Genomic DNA, 13,732 nt, shown 5'->3' with positions numbered 1-13,732 from the left:
GCCTGGCGGCGCTCCCGCTCGCGCTGATCCTGGCCGTTTTGGCACCGATGGTGGCGGCGTGCTCCTCCGACGAGTACGTCGCGCCGGTGCCTGCGGCCGTCTCCTCCGACGGCGTGGACGCCGCTGCTGCGGCCGGCACGCTCGTCGGCCTGCAGCGGGCCTGGACGGCCGGTGACGCCGAGGCCGCACGATCGCTCGGTGTCGGGCCGGGCGCCGAGCTCGCCGCGGCGGTGGCCGACAACGTGACGCGCATCGGCCTCGGCGACGTCACCCTGCGCTACGTCACCGAGACCGGTCGCACGAGCGGCACCGGCGACACCGCCGGCTGGGACGCCCTCGTCGAGGTGACCTGGCGCGTCTCCGGCATCGACCGGGCCTCCGCCCGCGTCGAGGTGCCGTTCTCCTTCGCCGACGGCGGACGACGGGTGGCCGCGTTCGGAGCGAATCCCACCACCGCAGCGCCGTCGGGCCCGAGCAGCGGGGTCTCCGGTGCGCCGGGGTCGAGCGCGGGCGGTGCCGCGAGCCCGACGGCGCTCGCCACCGGTCGCGTCCCCCTGTGGCTCGCGGGAGCGGCTCGCGTCGTCCGCGTGCCCGACGGGGTGGTCTACACCAACGACCCCGGACTCGACCTCGCCGCCTACGGCCGCTGGGCCCGCACCGCGGTGCGCAGTGCGCGCGCCGTGGTGGGCGGCGACGCCGGTCTCGTGGTCGAGGTGCCGGCCGACGGCAGCCAGCTGGATCGCGCGCTCGGTGTCGGGCCGGGCGCCTACGACGGCATCGCCGCGGTCACCGCCCCGGTCGACGGCTCGCGCGCCCCGGGCAGCCCGGTGCACGTCTTCGTCAACCCCGACGTCTTCAAGGGCCTCGATCCCACCGCCGCGCAGGTCGTCATGACGCACGAGTCGGTGCACGCGCTCACCGCGGCGCCGCTGTCGACGTCCGCGCCGCTGTGGTTGGTGGAGGGCTTCGCCGACTACGTGGCGCTGCGCGACGTGCGGCTGCCCCCGAGCCGCACGGCCGGGCAGATCCTCGCCCAGGTGCGCGCCGACGGGCCACCGAAGACCCTGCCGCCCGACACCGAGTTCGACACCGTCGGCACCCACCTCGGCGCCGTCTACGAAGCGGCCTGGCAGATCACCGAGGTGCTCGCCGAGCGGCGTGGCGAGCGTGCGCTCGTTCGGCTCTACGACGACGTGCTCGGCGGTGCGAAGCTCGCGCCCGCGCTGCAGTCGGGGTTCGGGTGGAGCCAGGCGCAGTTGACCGCGGCCTGGCAGCAGCGGCTGCGGTCGCTCGCGGCCGTGACCGGCTGAATCCTCATCGACGCCTCAGGCAGGGGTGTCAGGCTGGGACCGTGGAGCAGGTGACGGGCCGTCGGTCGGAGCACGCGGCGCAGGGCCGAGGTTCGACGAACGACTCCTCCGTCACCCGCACGGTCGCCCTGGTGACCGTGGTCGTCGGTGCGATGGCCTTCGCCGTCATCGCCGCCCTGCGCGTGCCGTGGGACGTCGTGCCCGGACGCTTGCCCGACGTGCGGCCGGGGGAGGTGTTCACCTCCGCCCAGCTGCGCGAGGCCGACCACCTGGCTGGCTGGTCGAGGGCCTGGAGCTGGTCGTCGCTCGCCGTCTCGCTGCTCGTGGCGCTCTGGCTGGGCTTCGGACGTCGGGGGCGGGCGGCGGTCGAGCGCCTGCGTGGCCCGTGGCCCGTGCGACTGGTCGTGGCGGTCGTGGGTCTCACGCTCATCGGGACGCTCGTCACGCTGCCCTTCGGCATCGCGCTGCGCCAGCTGCGCCTCGACGCCGGCCTGGCCGCGGGCAGCTGGGCGGCCTGGGGGGTCGACGTCCTCACCGCCGACCTGGTGCGCGTCGTCGCCACGACCATCGGTCTCGCCGCGCTGATCGGGTGCGCTCGCGCGCTGCCGCGCCTGTGGCCGCTGGTGGCCGGACTCGGGGCGGCCGTGCTCGTCGTCCTCGGGTCGTTCGTGTACCCCGTGCTCGTGGAGCCGCTGAGCAACAACTTCGACTCGCTGCCCGAGGGCCCGCTGCGCCAGGACGTGCTGGCGCTGGCCAGGGCCGAGGGGGTGAAGGTCGATGATGTGCTCGTCGCCGACGCCTCGCGACGCACCACCACCCTCAACGCTTACGTGTCGGGCTTCGGCGACACGCGGCGCGTCGTCCTCTACGACACGCTGGTCGACGGCACGCCGCGGTCGGAGGTGCTCACCGTGGTCGCTCACGAGCTCGCGCACGCGCGCTACGACGACGTGCTCACCGGAACGGCCCTCGGGGCTGCGGGCGCGATGGCGGGGGTCGGACTGCTCGGCCTGCTGCTCACCGGGCGGCGGCGGGGGATGAGCCCAGCGGAGGTGGCCGCAGTGCCGCGTGTGCTGGCGCTGGTGGCCGCCGGTTCGCTGCTCGCGCTGCCGCTGCAGAACACGATCAGCCGCCAGCTCGAGATGCGCGCGGACCGCACCGCGTTGGAGTACACCCGCGATCCCGCGGCGTTCTCAGCGATGCAGGATCGGCTCTCGACGCGCGCCAAGGCCGACCCCACCCCGCCCGCGTGGTCGCAGTTCTGGTTCGGCTCCCACCCGACCGTGCTGCAGCGGATCGGGCTGGCTCGGCTCCTGGCGTCGTCGGGCGACGCCGGCGACTGACGAGGTGTGGCCCATCCGGGCACTGGAGAGGACGGGCGCTGTCCCTCCCGCTGATCGAGGAGGCGCGTCAGCGCCGTCTCGAGATCCGTCTGGCGAAGCGCGACCTGTCACCGGTCGGGCTTCGAGACGGCCGTGGCCGGCCTCCTCAACCACCGGTGGTGGCCCCCGTTGGTGGTCGAGGAGGCGCGCCAGCCGGGGTCCCTGCTGGTGGTCGCTACTGGTGGTCGAGGAGGCGCGCCAGCGCCGTCTCGAGACCCGGTGACCTGTCTAGGAACCTGCTTGTCCACAGAGTTCTGCGGGATGTTCGGGTTGTGTCGGAGGTCCGTGCCACCATCTTGATATGACTCTCGGGGATGGGTTCGACGACGTGAACGGTGGCGTGGACGACGGTCCGCACGCGCCGTTCGACGGCGTCGCATCGTCGGTGCTGTTGGGCGTGCTGGTGGGTGAGGAGCAGGCTCGTCAGGCCTCCGAGGTCCGCACCTGGCAGGGCATCGTGGCGTGGGCAGAGCGCAACCTCCACGACGAGGCTGAGAAGCCGGTCGAGGACGTCGTCGCCGCCCTCGACACCGGTGTCAGGCTCGCGGGTGACGGCGCGCCGTTGGTGGCGGAGTTCGCGCTCATGGAGCTGGTCGCGGTGCTGGGCCGCACCCCGGATGGTGGACGCCGTTACGTCGCGCGGATCCTGGAGTGCGCGTGGCGGCTCCCGCACGTCTACGCCGCTGTCGTTGCGGGCCGTTTGGCGCCGTGGCGAGCCGCGAAGATCGCCGAAGCCACCGTGCAGCTGAACGCGCAGGCCGCCGGATTCGTGGACCGGCAGCTGTTCGCCGCTCACAAGGTGTCGTGGGCCCAGCTGGACCGGCTCATCGATGAGGCGATCAAGCGTTTCGACGCCGAGCTGGCTGAGGCGCAGCGTCAGCGTGAGTGCGAGCAGCTGGGGGTGCGGTTCTCCGACCCGACGCCGGACGGCATCGCCTACCTCGATGCCACCCTCGACGCCGGCGATGCCGCCGACCTCGAAGCCGCTGCGAAGCGGCGGGCGGCGACGCGGGCGCAGTTCGGCGATGAGTCCTCCCACGACGTCCGCATGGCCAGATCACTCGGCGACATGGCGCGTGCTGATCTCGAGCTCGACCTGACCACGGTCGATGAGGGCACCGGCGAACTCATCACCGCCTCCGTGGGCAGGAAGGCCGAGGTCGTCGTCCACGTCACCCCCGAATCCTTCACCGGCGACAACCCGGTGGGGCGCTGCAACAACCGCCCCGTCGCCACGGCACAGATCAGGGAGTGGTTGCAGCAGGCTTCTCACATCACCGTGCGCCCTGTGGTTGACCTCGCCGGGTGTGACCACGTGGATGCCTACGAGATCCCGGACCGCCTGCGCCGCCACACCACCTGGCGTGACCACACCTGCCGCTTCCCCGGCTGCACCATCCCCGCCACCAGCTGCGACCTCGACCACCGCGACCCCTACGACCAGGGCGGCGCCACCTGCCCCTGCAACCTCACCCCACTCTGCAGACGCCACCACCGGGCCAAGACCCACAGCCGCTGGCGCTACACCGCACTCGCGCCCGGCATCTACCGGTGGACCAGCCCCCTCGGCCACCGCTTCCTCGTCACACCCACCGGCACCTACCCCCAGCGCGAATAGCCACGCCCCGTCACCGGTCGTTGAGGAGCCTGCTCCGCAAGCGTCTCGAAACGCCCCCGGGCTCACTGCCGCCTGACACCACGGGGGTCTCGAGACGGCGCTGGCGCGCCTCCGCGCCCACCGGTCCCGGCGACCCACCGGTCGGGGAGGAGGCCGGCCACGGCCGTCTCGAAACGCCCCCTGCTCGCTGCTCGCCTGACACCACACGGGTCTCGAGACGGCGCTGGCGCGCCTCCTCGACCGCTCGTTCCGGTTGCGCGCTGGCGCGCCTCCTCGACCGCCGGAGGCGCTAGCGCGCCTCCTCGACCGCCGGAGGCGCTAGCGCGCCTCCTCGACCGCTCGTTCCGGGGCTGACCACTGGTCGTTGAGGAGGCCGGCCACGGCCGTCACGAAACTCCCCGGTTCACTGTCATCGATTGCTCAACCGGACGGCACGGTTGCGCCGGGTCAGAAGTCGACGGTGGAGAACAGGCTGACGACGTCGCCGCCGAAGGCGATCACGACGCCGACGATCACGGCGGCGATGAGCGAGACGAGGAGGGCGTACTCGACGGCAGTCGCGCCTCGTTCGCTGGGGTGGGCGAGGAGGTCATCGAGGGGGAGGGTCACGGCTGACTCCGTTCAGGGGGTGGGAGCAGGAGGTGCACGCGCCGCGACCGCGTCGCCCGAGGTGGGCGACGCGGTCGCGGGTGGTGGGTCAGGTCGGGATCATCCGGCGTCGGTGCCGATGCTGTTCTCGACCGAGTCGAAGGCGTTCTTCACGTCGGTGCCGAGGAAGCCGACGATCGCGATGATCGCCGCGGCGATGAGGGCGACGAGCAGGCCGTACTCGACCGCCGTGGCGCCGCGCTCATCACGCTGACGGGCCCGCTCGGGACGTGCGGCGTCGAGCAGGATGGCGAGGTAGGTGATCACCTGGAGATCCGAACGTTCTCGAGGTCTTGATCAGCCCTGGCTGCCGCCGATGCTGTTCTCGACCGAGTCGAAGGCGTTCTTCACGTCGGTGCCGAGGAAGCCGACGATCGCGATGATGGCGGCGGCGATGAGAGCCACCAGGAGGCCGTACTCGACAGCCGTCGCGCCGCGCTCGTCGCGACGGTCGAAGCGGGCGATCTGGGCGTCGAGCAGGATGGTGAGGTACTGGATCATCGGGGTGTGCTCCCTAGGAAGTGAGGTGTGCCGTACGTGTCCCCGGGGATGTCTCCCCTTCGAGGAGAACTCTGCCGTTCGCACGGACCACGGCGGATCGGGAAGTCGTCTCCTCGCCGTTAGTCACTTCGGACTAGCCGTGAACCTCCCCGGGGAGGACCCGTCCCAGGGCCCCGCCACCCCGGGTGGTCCAACGCCGACGAGGCCCGACCGACAGCGTCAGTCGGGCCTCGTCCGGGCCGGTGTTGGGGGCCCTCAGCGCGCCGAGGGCTGCACCGTGGAGAGCAGGCCCACCCGCATCGCGGTGACCAGCGCCTGAGCGCGGTTCGCGGCGCCGAGCTTCTGGTAGATGCGGGCGATGTGCGACTTGGTGGTCGACTCCGAGAGGTAGAGCTTCGCGCCGATCGCGGCGGCATTGAGTCCCTCGGCCAGCAGCAGGAGGACGTCGTGCTCGCGTTCGGTGAGCGCGGTCGACTCCGCCGACTGTCGGCGCATCATCGCGCCCACGAGGCCGGCGCACACGAACGCCTTGGGGGAGACCGCCGCGTGGCGAGCGGCCTTGATGACCTCGGTGGAGGGGGCGTCCTTGCCGACGAAGCCGGAGGCGCCGGCCTGCATGGCGGCGAAGATCTGCTCGTCGCCCGAGTGCATCGTGAGCACGATGAGACCGATCTCGTCGCTCTCCTTGCGCAGGGTGCGGACGACGTCCAGGCCGGTGCCGTCCTGCATCTGCAGGTCGGTGATCACGACCTGGGGCCGCACCTCGCGCGCCTTGGCGATGCCCTCGGCCACGGAGCCAGCGGTCGCGATGACGGTGAGGTCGTCCTCAAGGTCGAGGACGGCGCCCAGGCCGTCGCGGATGAGCTCGTGGTCGTCGATCAGCAGAACGGTGATCTGGTCGCTCATCGCGATGCATCCTCCTGGGAGCTGAAGGCAGCCGAGCTGCCGGACGTACGGGTGCTGCTGGCGCTGCTACTGGCACTGCTGGTGACGCTGGTGCTGGCCCGCGGGATCTTGACCGCCACGGAGACGGTGAGTCCACGGCTGGCGTTGTCGCGGACGACGAGGTCCGCTCCGATCAGTCTCGCACGCTCGCGCATGATCTTGAGGCCGTGCGAGTCGGTGCGCGCCGACTGCAGGCCGACGCCGTCGTCGGTGACGGTGATGACCGCCTCCGGCGCGTAGACCTGGCAGCGGACGTCGATGGCGGTGGCACGGGCGTGCTTGACCGCGTTGGTCATCGCCTCCTGGGCGATGCGGAACAGCTCGGCCTCGACCTCGGGGCGCAGGCGAGCCGGCTGCTCGTCGAGCCGCACCCGGATCGGGATGCCCGACGACTCGGAGAGGTGGCGGGCAACGGTGCTGATCGCGGCGCCGAGGCTCTCGGCCTCGCCGATGCTCGTGCGCAGGTTCATCACCGAGCGCCGCACCTCGGCCACCACGGTCGACACCCGCTCGCGCAGCATCGCCAACGCCTTCGCCTGCGCCTCGTCGGCCGGACGAGCGGCGAGGGCGTCGATGATGTAGCCGAGGGATGCGATGTCCTGGGCGACGCCGTCGTGCATCTCACGGGCCAGGCGGTTGCGCTCGTCGGCGGTGGCGGCATCGCGGAACTGGGCGAAGAGCAGCGCGGCGTCCAGCTTGACGGCGTTGTCGTCGAGCTCCATGGCCATCGCGGAGAGGTCGAGGCTGACGGTGGAGTCGCTGTCGGCGGGCCGGAGCCCGGCCACGATCGCGTGCTCGCTCACCCGGAAGGCGAAGCCGTGCCCGATCTCGACGCTGGCCGGGGCGGCCCCACTGCGCGCCCGCACGTCACCCGCGAGGGTCTCGCAGGCGGCGCTGTCAGCGGTCGAGAGCTCGACCGTGGAGGCGACGGGCGTGAGGGTCTCGCCGCGCGGCACGTAGAGCACGAGACCGCGGTTGGGGATGCGGTCGCTGACCTCGCTGAGCAGCTCGCCGCCGAGGGCGCCGACGTCGAGGCCCGAGCTGAGGCTGCCGGCGAGGTCGAGCAGCTGCTTGAGGTGCTGCTGGGCGTCGCGGTAGGGGGCGAGGGGGTCGATCACGCGCTCAGTGGCGAAGGTGACGCTGGCGATCATGCTGAGGCCGATGCCGGCCATCACCCAGGTGAAGATCGAGACGGACTGCTCGGAGGTGATGTCCTCCCACCACATGAGGGCGAGGGCGATCACGGTGATGGCCTCGACCAGGATCGTGCGCACCATCGTGCGCAGGCCCGCCGTCGCCGTGGCGTAGAGCGGCGGGACGACGAGCGCGGCCAGAATCGAGGGGGAGTAGTCGAGGGCGAGCGCGCATACGATGCCGACGACCGCGGCCTCGGTGGTGGGACTCAGCGCGAGCTGCAGCTCGCGGCGGGTGGCGGTGACGCCCTGGTAGATCCAGAGCGCGCTGAGGGTGAGGAGGGCGAAGACGCCCTCCTCCTGGTGCGCCCACAGGATGGGGCCGCCGATCGCGAGCAGCGCGAAGAACCGCGCGGCGCCGACCACCGCGTAGTTCTGGCTGCTGAGCATGGACATGAGCCTATGTCGTGTCGATCGATCGTGGAGGTGTGGACGCGCAGGTTCTTCGTCGAATCGCGTCCGTGAGAGCGCTCAGCCGAAGGCGTCCATCGCGTCGAGCACCGCGGGGCCGATGACGACGACGAACAGGCACGGCAGGATGAAGAGCACCAGCGGGATCATGATCTTCACCGGCACCTGCTGGGCCTTCTCCTCGGCGTACTGGCGGCGCTTGAGGCGGATCTCGGAGGACTGCACCCGCAGCACCTGCCCGATCGGCACGCCGAACGCGTCGGCCTGCACCATCGAGCCGACGAAGGTGTGGAGGTCGTCGACGTTGCTGCGCTCGCCCATCGCCCGCAGGGCCTCGCTGCGCGACATGCCCAGCTGCATCTCGCGCAGCACGCGCGAGAGCTCCTCGGCCACCGGGCCCTCGGTGTTGCGCGCCACCTGCTGCACGGCGGCGTCGAAGCCGAGACCGGCCTCCACGCTGATGGTGAGCAGGTCGACGGCGTCGGCCAGGGTGCGCCGCACCTCGTCGGCGCGCTTGGCGGCGCGCTGATACAGGTAGAGGTCGGCGCCGAAGAAGCCGATGGCCGCGCCGGCGAGCGCGAGTCCGATCAAGGTGGTCGGCGCGAAGCCGAGCAGCAGGCCGTACAGCACGAAGGCCACCGGCAGCCCGACCGCGCCGAGCACCTTGAGTGAGACGACGCGGTCGACCGTCCAGCCGTGGGGATTGCCGGCGAGGTCGAGCCGGCGGCGGATGCTCTCGGCCTGGTCGGCGCCGGTGATGCGTCGTCCGACCGTGAGGGCGCGCCCCTGCAACGGCTCGAGCACGCGCTCGGAGAAGGAGCGGTCGACCTGGGCGTCCACGTCGGCGGCGCTCACGCCCTGCTTCTCGAGGGCGTCGAGGGCACGGGCCAGGCCGTCGGGGCGCTCGTCGCGCACGGTGGCGGCGGCGAGCGCTCCCACGGCGCCGAGGAGCAGGACGGCAGCGAGCAGCAGGATCATCAGATCTCCACCTTCACCAGGCGCGACATCCAGAAGACGCCGATCGAGAGCCACAGGACGCCGAAGCCGGACATGATCATGCCGCGCACGTCGCTGTAGAGCGGCTGCAAGAACTCGGGGTTGGTGGCCAGCAGGTAGAGCAGCACCCCCGGCGGCAGGCCGCACAGGATCATCGCCGACATCCGACCCTCGGCCGAGAGCGCCCGCACGTGGCGGCGCAGCGAGGCGCGGTCGCGCATCGTGGCGGCCACCGTGAGCAGGAGCTCGGCCAGGTTGCCGCCGACCTGTCGCTGGATGCGGATGGCCATCACGGCCCACGCGAAGTCGCGGCTGGAGTAGCGCGTCGCCACACCCTCGAAGGCGTCCTCGAGGGAGACGCCGATGCGGGTCTCGACGAGCACGCGCTTGAACTCCGAGGCGATGGGCTCGGGCCCCTCGCGCACGATGGTGTCGACGGCCTGGGCGAGCGACAGACCGGCGCTGAGGGCGCCCGCGAGCATCTGCAGGACGTCGGGCAGGTTGTCCTGGAAGGCCTTCACGCGGCGTCCGGCCCGGATGCGCAGGAAGATCTCGGGCACGAGCGCGCCGAGGACGACGAACAGCAGACCCAGCGCGAGATTGCCGCCGCCGACGAGCAGTCCCAGCACAGCGGCCCCGATCACGGACCCGACCTGCACCAGCAGCCACTCCGAGGGCTTCATCTCGCTGCCGGCGGCGGCGAGCTTGCGGCCCAGCTTCTCGTCGTAGCCGCGGTTGCGCTCCAGCAGCCCGGCCGCGGCCGCGCGGGCCTGGTCGAGCACCGGCTCGGACGCCGCCTTCGAGACGACCTCGGGCGTGCGGGTCGTCGTGCGGCTGTAGGCCTCCACCCGCTCGGCGATCGTCATCGGTGCCGGGCGACCGGGCACCGCCAGCACCGCGACGCCCATCGCGCCCAGCGCGAGGACGGCGAGTCCCGCCGTGAGCACCCAGCTCGGCGCGGTCCATCCCTCCGCGGAACGCACCGTGGCCGCGGCTGGCGCGGTGTCGGCGTCGGTCTCGGAGGTTGAGCCCGGCGCCGCCTGCTGAATCGGGGCGAGGGCGCGCGCCACCACCGGCTCACCGGCCGTGGGCAGCGTGATCTCGACGCTCGCCTGCTGGCCGGAGAAGGCCGGGGGGAGCGGTGCGCTCACGAGCACCTGCGTGGCGAGCACGTCGGCCTCGCGGCGGAAGGTCGCGGCCAGCGCGGTGCCGCTCGACTCGATCACCTGGCCCTGACCCGCCCGGGCGAGCGAGCCGAGGGACGCCAGCGCCTGCCCGCTCTGACCGAGGCTGACGACGTCGACGAGGACGCCGGCGTCGCGCAGCTGCGAGGTGACCATGCCGAGGCGGGCGGAGCTGCCGGAGTCCGCGCCGTCGCTGATGAGCAACACGCTGCGCTGACCGTCGGTGCCGGTGGCTCGCACGGCCGCGGCGACGCCGTCGTAGAGCTTCGTGCCGCCCGCCAACGTCAGGCCTTCGACCACCTTGCGAGCCGCAGCCCGGTCGTCGGTGGGTGCCAGCGCGACGTCCACGTCACCGTTGAAGGTGACCACGCCGATGCGGACGTCGTCGGGGGCGGCGTCCAGGAAGGTGGCGGCCGCGGCCTTGGCAGCGGTGAAGCGACCCTCCTGCGCCATCGAGTCGCTGGTGTCGATGGCCAGCACGGTGGTGCGCAGCACGGAGGCCCCGTCGGCCGCCGACTCCGCGGAGGCGTCGAGGCTGGTGCCGTCGAGCGTGGCCTTCACGCCGGTGAGGTCGACGTCCGAGCCCTCCGGCACCGACACGAGCACCTGCAGGCTGCGGCCGTCCGACTGCACGTGGGCGATCTGGCCGTCGGCGGCGTCCGCCGCACCCACGGGCAGCAGGACGACGAGGGCGGCCGCGCCGGTGGCCGCCAGCAGTCGCCGCACGCCCGTCATGCCGCACCTGTGCGGAAGACGGCCGGGTCGACGGCGACGTTGGCGTAGGCGAGCTTCTCGAGGAACTTCGGGCGCAGCCCTGTGGCGCGCAGGCGCCCGAGCACCCGGCCGTTCTCGTCGAAGCCGGCGGTGTTGTCGAAGACGAAGATGTCCTGCAGCGTGATGATGTCGCCCTCCATCCGCTCCACCTCGGTGATGTGGGTGATGCGGCGCGAGCCGTCCTTGAAGCGGCTCTGGTGCACGATCAGGTCGACCGCGGAGGCGACCTGCTCGCGGATCGCGCGGATGGGCAGGTCCATGCCGGCCATCAGCACCATCGTCTCCATGCGCGAGAGGGTGTCGCGGGGGCCGTTGGAGTGCAGGGTGCAGATGGAGCCGTCGTGGCCGGTGTTCATCGCCTGCAGCATGTCGAGTGCCGAGGCGTCGCGGACCTCGCCGACGACGATGCGGTCGGGGCGCATGCGCAGGCTGTTGCGCACGAGGTCGCGGATGGTGATCGCGCCCTTGCCCTCGATGTTGGAGGGGCGCGACTCCAGGCGCACCACGTGCTCCTGCTTGAGCTGCAGCTCGGCGGCGTCCTCGATGGTGACGATGCGCTCGTCGCGCGGGATGAAGGACGACAGCACGTTGAGCGTGGTGGTCTTGCCCGCACCCGTGCCGCCCGAGACGATCACGTTGAGCCGACCGCGCACGCAGGCGTCGAGGAAGTCGGCCGTCTGCGGGCTGAGCGAGCCGAAGTTGATGAGGTCCTGCACCGTGAGCGGGTCGGTGGAGAACTTGCGGATGGTGAGCGCCGAGCCGTCGATCGCCAGCGGCGGCACGATCGCGTTGACACGGCTGCCGTCGGGCAGGCGGGCGTCGACCATGGGGGAGGACTCGTCGACGCGACGGCCGATGCGCGAGACGATCTTGTCGATCGTGCGGCGCAGGTGCGCCTCGTCGGTGAAGTAGGCCTCGGCCTTGGTGAGCCGACCGTTGCGCTCGAGCCACACGCTGTCGTGGCCGTTGACCATGACCTCCGAGACCTCGGGGTCGCGCAGGTAGGGGTCGATCGGGCCGTAGCCGAGGATGTCGTCGGTGATCTCCTGGGTCACCCGGGCGCGGTCGGCGGCGCTCAGCGGACGGTCCTGCGATCCGAGCACGTCGCTGAGCACCGTGCGCACGGTGTCGTCGAGCTCCGACTGGTCCATGTCGGCGTCGTAGAGGTGGGGCCCCAGCTGCACGAGCAGCTCGCTGTGCACCTTGCCCTTGAGCTCCTCGATCCGGTCGCCCTCGACACCGCCGGCGCTGCGGCGCGCGCCGCCGCGGGCCTCGGCCGCCGCTGCTCCGGCCGCAGCGGCGCGAGCGGCCAGCGGTCCTGGTGCGGCGGGTGCGGTCGGTGCCGCGGGCGCCTCCGCCGCGGTGGGGCCGGCCGCGGGCGGCGCGCCGGCGTCGTCCACGCTGGGGGAGGAGGGCGCCGGTGCCGCCGTGTGCGCGGCGTGCGCCGCAGGTGCGGCGGACGACGAGGGACCCTCGGTGTCGCCGTCGGGCGCGCCGGCGTGGCGACCGGCAGCGGCCGCGTCACGCCGTGCCGCGGCGAGGCGTTCGGACAGGCTGCTCACGAGGACCTCCCGCGACGGAAGAAGCTGCGCGAGCGCTGGGGCTCGCCGGAGGTGTCGCCCGCGGACGCGCCCGGGGCCGCCACCGGGTCGCCGGCCACGGCTGCAGCGAGGCGGCCGTAGGCGAGGCTCGCCGGGTGCTGGGGCTTGTGGGTGACGATCGGCGTGCCGGCGTTGGTGGCCGCGGCGATCTCCATCGCGCTGGCGACCTGCGCCGAGACCGGCATCGAGAGGATGCTCTCGACCTTCTCGACGCTGATCCCGACCTCCTCGTCGGCCCGGTTCAGCAGCAGGTGCCGGTGACCCCGGGCGATGCTCAGCATGTCCATCGTCTCCAGCGCCACCTTCACGTTCTTCAGGGTGGGCACGTCGAGCGTGGCGATGATGACGCACTCGTCGGTCTCGTCGAGTGCCGTCAGCGTGGCGTCGTCGAAGGAGGGCGAGGTGTCGACCACCACGAAGTCGAAGCCCTCGCGCAGCGCCCGCAGGATCCGCGAGATGAGCAGCGGGCTGATGCGTTCGCGCACGTCGGGGTGGGCCGGAGCGGCCAGCACGGTCAGCGCGGCCGTCTCGTGAGGTGTCAGCAGCGTCTCGAGCATCGCGAGGTCGACCGACTCCTCGGCCCCGACGGCCTGCTCGATCGAGTGGGTCGGGAAGAGCTGCATCGTGATCGCGACGTCGCCGAACGCGAGGTCGAGGTCGACCAGGCACACCTTGCGCGCCCCGCCGTCGGCCAGGGCGAGCGCGAGGTTCACCGACGAGGTGGTCTTGCCGACGCCGCCCTTGGGCGAGAACACGGTGACGATGCGGCCGAGCTGGCGGGCTCCGGTGGGTCCGCGCAGCGCCTGGTAGAGCTGGTGCGCTCGCTCGACGGCCCGCGTCAGGCTCTTCTCGTCGTCGCCGGCCACGACCACGTCGCGCACCCCGGCGTGCATGGCCCGGGTGAGCACGTCGGTGTCGAAGTGCTCGCGCAGCAGCACCACGCTCACCGTCGGGCGCTGGATGCGCAGCTCCTCGGCGGTGCCGAGGGCCACCTCGAGCGGCACCGACGACCCGAGGACGACGACGTACTCGTCGCCGTGCTGGTCGACCCAGGCCACCGCGCGGTCGACCGAGCCCACCGCCTGCGAGCCGGTCGGCATGGCCCCCAGCAGCTGGGGGACCAGGGACGCGTCAGTCTCGACCAGGACGGGCATCTGCACTCACCTCCC

General features: G+C 72.2%; 12 protein-coding genes. 3 read left to right on the top strand and 9 right to left on the bottom strand.

Going from position 1 to position 13,732, the window contains the following annotated elements; translation table 11 throughout:
• Positions 1–38: 38 nt before the first annotated feature.
• From ACERUN_RS00495 to ACERUN_RS00485, 3 genes are all read left to right on the top strand, one after another.
• On the top strand, positions 39–1,310 hold the full coding sequence (locus ACERUN_RS00495; protein WP_370287578.1) for a hypothetical protein: 1,272 nt from the start codon (positions 39–41) through the stop codon (positions 1,308–1,310).
• A 41-nt stretch (positions 1,311–1,351) separates the two neighbouring features.
• Positions 1,352–2,653, top strand: coding sequence for a M48 family metalloprotease (locus tag ACERUN_RS00490; RefSeq protein ID WP_370287577.1), 1,302 nt, complete (start codon positions 1,352–1,354; stop codon positions 2,651–2,653).
• Between the two features lie 340 nt (positions 2,654–2,993).
• Entirely contained in the window at positions 2,994–4,310 is a 1,317-nt protein-coding gene (locus tag ACERUN_RS00485; protein WP_370287576.1) for a hypothetical protein, read from the top strand.
• A gap of 447 nt (positions 4,311–4,757) precedes the next feature.
• Here the strand turns inward: ACERUN_RS00485 and ACERUN_RS00480 are convergent, their stop codons facing one another.
• From ACERUN_RS00480 to ACERUN_RS00440, 9 genes are all read right to left on the bottom strand, one after another.
• Positions 4,758–4,919, bottom strand: coding sequence for a Flp family type IVb pilin (locus tag ACERUN_RS00480; RefSeq protein WP_370287575.1), 162 nt, complete (start codon positions 4,917–4,919; stop codon positions 4,758–4,760).
• Between the two features lie 99 nt (positions 4,920–5,018).
• Positions 5,019–5,225, bottom strand: a complete 207-nt coding sequence (locus ACERUN_RS00475) for a Flp family type IVb pilin (RefSeq protein WP_370287574.1) — start codon at positions 5,223–5,225, stop codon at positions 5,019–5,021.
• A 30-nt stretch (positions 5,226–5,255) separates the two neighbouring features.
• Positions 5,256–5,459 (bottom strand): Flp family type IVb pilin, encoded by a 204-nt coding sequence (locus ACERUN_RS00470; protein ID WP_370287573.1) that lies wholly within the window; start codon positions 5,457–5,459, stop codon positions 5,256–5,258.
• 255 nt (positions 5,460–5,714) lie between these two features.
• Positions 5,715–6,365, bottom strand: coding sequence for a response regulator (locus tag ACERUN_RS00465; RefSeq protein WP_370287572.1), 651 nt, complete (start codon positions 6,363–6,365; stop codon positions 5,715–5,717).
• Complete coding sequence (locus ACERUN_RS00460) at positions 6,362–7,987, bottom strand: sensor histidine kinase (RefSeq protein ID WP_370287571.1); 1,626 nt, start codon at positions 7,985–7,987, stop codon at positions 6,362–6,364. Before ACERUN_RS00460 ends, ACERUN_RS00465 begins: the two co-directional genes overlap by 4 nt.
• A gap of 81 nt (positions 7,988–8,068) precedes the next feature.
• On the bottom strand, positions 8,069–8,986 hold the full coding sequence (locus ACERUN_RS00455) for a type II secretion system F family protein (RefSeq protein WP_370287570.1): 918 nt from the start codon (positions 8,984–8,986) through the stop codon (positions 8,069–8,071).
• Positions 8,986–10,923, bottom strand: a complete 1,938-nt coding sequence (locus ACERUN_RS00450; protein WP_370287569.1) for a type II secretion system F family protein — start codon at positions 10,921–10,923, stop codon at positions 8,986–8,988. Before ACERUN_RS00450 ends, ACERUN_RS00455 begins: the two co-directional genes overlap by 1 nt.
• Positions 10,920–12,524, bottom strand: a complete 1,605-nt coding sequence (locus tag ACERUN_RS00445) for a CpaF family protein (RefSeq protein WP_370287568.1) — start codon at positions 12,522–12,524, stop codon at positions 10,920–10,922. Before ACERUN_RS00445 ends, ACERUN_RS00450 begins: the two co-directional genes overlap by 4 nt.
• A complete protein-coding gene (locus ACERUN_RS00440; RefSeq protein ID WP_370287567.1) occupies positions 12,521–13,717 on the bottom strand; it encodes a CpaE family protein in 1,197 nt (398 codons plus the stop codon). The genes ACERUN_RS00445 and ACERUN_RS00440 overlap by 4 nt, the downstream gene beginning before the upstream one ends.
• Between the last annotated feature and the right edge of the window lie 15 nt (positions 13,718–13,732).

The sequence above is a fragment of the Nocardioides sp. genome, from assembly GCF_964229035.1.
Lineage (GTDB): Bacteria > Actinomycetota > Actinomycetes > Propionibacteriales > Nocardioidaceae > Nocardioides.
This window is presented reverse-complemented; position numbering and strand designations above follow the sequence as displayed.

Excerpts from the sequence above, each read along its gene's own strand:
- ACERUN_RS00485 (WP_370287576.1), top strand. The coding sequence starts at position 2,994 with ATGACTCTCGGGGATGGGTTCGACGACGTGAACGGTGGCGTGGACGAC.
- ACERUN_RS00470 (WP_370287573.1), bottom strand. The coding sequence starts at position 5,459 with ATGATCCAGTACCTCACCATCCTGCTCGACGCCCAGATCGCCCGCTTC.
- ACERUN_RS00465 (WP_370287572.1), bottom strand. The coding sequence starts at position 6,365 with ATGAGCGACCAGATCACCGTTCTGCTGATCGACGACCACGAGCTCATC.
- ACERUN_RS00460 (WP_370287571.1), bottom strand. The coding sequence starts at position 7,987 with ATGCTCAGCAGCCAGAACTACGCGGTGGTCGGCGCCGCGCGGTTCTTC.
- ACERUN_RS00455 (WP_370287570.1), bottom strand. The coding sequence starts at position 8,986 with ATGATCCTGCTGCTCGCTGCCGTCCTGCTCCTCGGCGCCGTGGGAGCG.
- ACERUN_RS00450 (WP_370287569.1), bottom strand. The coding sequence starts at position 10,923 with ATGACGGGCGTGCGGCGACTGCTGGCGGCCACCGGCGCGGCCGCCCTC.
- ACERUN_RS00440 (WP_370287567.1), bottom strand. The coding sequence starts at position 13,717 with ATGCCCGTCCTGGTCGAGACTGACGCGTCCCTGGTCCCCCAGCTGCTG.